Below are 2920 nucleotides of genomic sequence, written 5' to 3'. Positions count from 1 at the left end.
CGCGATCTGATCGACGAGGTGGGCCGCGATGCCGTGCGCTACTTCTACCTCATGCGCAAGGGTGACTCGCAGCTGGTGTTCGATGTGGATCTCGCCCGCAGCCAGTCGGAAGAGAACCCGGTGTACTACATCCAGATGGCGCATGCACGCATGTGCGGCATCTTCCGCGTGGGGGAGATCGACGCGTCGACCATCACCGGCGAAGGCGTCGATCTCGGTGTGCTCAGCGAGCCGGCCGAGCAGGAGCTGGTGAAGCAGTTGCTCGACTTCCCCAGCATGGTGAAGGGCGCGGCCGAGAATCTCGAACCGCACCGTATTGCGGGCTGGCTGCTGGAAACGGCGCGCGCGGCCCATACCTGGTACCACAAGCATCACGTCCTCGGTGAACCCGAGGCCATCACTCGTGCGCGCCTTGTATTGGCGCGCGCCTCGCAGCTCGGTATTGCCGCCGGTCTGCGCATTCTCGGACTGTCTGCGCCGGAGCGCATGTGAGCACTGCTGCAACGAGCATCAAGAATCCCGTGCTGGTCGTGGGCTCCGTTGCCCTCGATTCGGTGGAGACGCCGTTCGGCAAGGCCGACGAAGTGCTCGGCGGGTCGGGCACGTACTTCTCGTCGTCGGCGTCGCACTTCACGGACGTGCAGCTCGTGGGCGTGGTGGGCGATGATTATCCGGTGGAGAAGCTCGAACCGCTCGCCGCGCGTGGTGTCGACCTCGCCGGTCTCGAGAAGGCCACCGGCTCGAGCTTCCGCTGGCGTGGTCGCTATCGTCATGATCTCAACTCGGCGGAAACGCTGGAGACGCACCTCGGGGTGTTCTCGCATTTCCGCCCGAAGATTCCCGATCAGTTCAAGCGCTCGCCGTTCGTGTTTCTCGCGAACATCGACCCGCGGCTGCAGCTGCAGGTGCTCGAGCAGGTGGAAAAGCCGCGCCTCGTGGCCTGTGACACGATGAATTTCTGGATCGAGTCGCGCCGCCCCGAACTGGTGGAGCTACTTGGTCACGTGGACCTCATCACGCTCAACGATGCCGAAGCGCGACAGCTCACCGAGCACACCAACCTGGTGAAGGCGGCGCGCTGGATCATGGATAAGGGCCCCAAGCATGTGCTTATCAAGAAGGGCGAGCATGGAGCCTTCATGTTCACGCGCGAGAGCATCTTCTTCGCGCCCGCCTATCCGCTGGAAAGCGTGTTCGATCCCACTGGGGCCGGTGATTCGTTCGCCGGCGGTTTCATCGGCTACCTCGCCGCGACGGGCGACTTGAGCGACGCCAACATGCGCCGTGCAGTGGTCGTGGGCTCGGCGATGGGTTCGTTCGCGGTGGAGAAGTTCTCCAACGCGCGCCTGCTCGAAATCACGCGTACCGACATCGACGCGCGTATTCAGGAGTTCCGTCAGCTCGTGGCCTTCGATACGGAGCTCGGCGCATGAGCTCCGCGCGGAACGATACGCCGCTCGACTATCGCAGCGCCGGCGTCGACATCGATGCGGCCGACGATGCGAAGCACCGTCTGGCCAAGCTCGTGCAGAGCACTATGACATCGGGCGCGCGCGGCGCCTTCGGTGGGTTCGGCGGCATGTTCCGCGTGCCCGAGGGCTACAAGGCGCCACTGCTCGTGGCGAGCGCCGATGGTGTGGGCACGAAGATCAAGATCGCCATCGAGGCCGGCCGGCACGACACCATCGGTCACTGCCTCGTGAATCACTGCACGAACGACATCCTCGTGCAGGGCGCCGTCCCGCTTTACTTCCTCGACTACGTGGCGTTTGGCAAGCTCGAGCCGCCCGTGGTGGAAGGCGTCGTGGCCGGCGTGGCGGCCGGCTGCCGTGAAAACGAGTGTGCCTTGATCGGCGGGGAGACCGCCGAGATGCCTGGCGTATACACGCCACCCGATTACGATCTCGCTGGCTTCATCACGGGGATCGTGGAAGAGGATGCCGTGCTCGGCAGCGCTCGCGTGCAGCAGGGCGACGCACTGGTGGCACTCGGCGGCAACGGTCTGCACACCAACGGCTACTCACTGGCGCGACGCATCATCAGCGATCGTCTCAGGCTCGGGGTGCACGACGTGTTCCCCGATGCGAACGGCGCCACCGTGGCCGATGTGATGCTCAAGGTGCACCGCTCGTATCTGCAGTGCCTCAAGCCGGTGCTCGGGCACGTCCATGCCATGGCGCACATCACCGGCGGCGGATTGCCGGGGAATCTCAACCGTGCGCTCCCCGATACACTCGATGCCGACGTGGATACGTCCACGTGGACCGTCCCGAGCGAGTTTCAGGTACTCGCCGAGGCGGGGCAGGTAGCCTCGCTCGAGATGTTCCGCGCGTTCAACATGGGGGTGGGCATGGTCGTCATCGCGTCGCGCGACAACGTGTCGCATATCACTGCGCGTGCGGCGGCGTGCGGGATTGCCTCGTGGGAACTCGGCGCCGTCGTGCCTGGCACGGGGCGTGTTCGTCTCGACGGACAGGCGACCTGATGCGGACGATGCGTGGGCTGATGGGCTTCGTGGTCGCGGCGGCGGTGCTGCCGATGAGCGAGCTCGGTGCGCAGACCACGGCGGGCACGTGCGTCGCCACGGTGTCTGTCGTGGGGATCACCGCCGGTCAGGATGCGTGCACCAAGGCCCGCGATCTTTTTGCCTTCATGCTGCCTCAGGTCGGGGTGGCGCTGTCTGGAGGCAATCCGGTGCTCGGTGAAGGGGGCACCCTCGGCGGGTGGGGGAAACGCGCCGTGTCGGTGCGGGTGACCGCGGTGGACGGATCCATACCGGACAACACGGTGCCGATCGCGCTCCAGGGGGCGTCGCGGAGTTCGAACTTCGGGGCCATGCGCGCACCGGTGCCGGTGCCCAGTGTCGATGCGGCCATCGGACTCTTTGCGGGTATGCCGGCCGGGCTCACCAACCTGGGTG

The 2920-nt window shown here is 65.7% G+C and carries 4 protein-coding genes; all 4 read left to right on the top strand.

Translation table 11 applies throughout. From position 1 onward, the window contains the following. A partial coding sequence (locus tag ACIQ6O_RS15660; protein ID WP_396208710.1) for a DALR anticodon-binding domain-containing protein occupies positions 1-492 on the top strand: 492 nt, incomplete at its 5' end. Then, entirely contained in the window at positions 489-1433 is a 945-nt protein-coding gene (locus tag ACIQ6O_RS15655) for a PfkB family carbohydrate kinase (protein ID WP_396208709.1), read from the top strand. The genes ACIQ6O_RS15660 and ACIQ6O_RS15655, both read left to right, overlap by 4 nt. Beyond that, the gene (gene purM / locus ACIQ6O_RS15650) at positions 1430-2485 is read left to right on the top strand and encodes a phosphoribosylformylglycinamidine cyclo-ligase (RefSeq protein WP_396208708.1); all 1056 of its coding nucleotides are present in this window, start codon (positions 1430-1432) and stop codon (positions 2483-2485) included. Before ACIQ6O_RS15655 ends, purM begins: the two co-directional genes overlap by 4 nt. Continuing rightward, positions 2485-2920 (top strand): hypothetical protein (locus tag ACIQ6O_RS15645; protein ID WP_396208707.1); only part of this gene is annotated, 436 nt, incomplete at its 3' end. The genes purM and ACIQ6O_RS15645, both read left to right, overlap by 1 nt.

The organism is Gemmatimonas sp. (genome assembly GCF_044345575.1).
Taxonomy (GTDB): Bacteria; Gemmatimonadota; Gemmatimonadetes; order Gemmatimonadales; family Gemmatimonadaceae; genus Gemmatimonas.
Note: the sequence above shows the minus strand (reverse complement) of the source record. Positions and strands in the feature narration are given on the sequence as shown.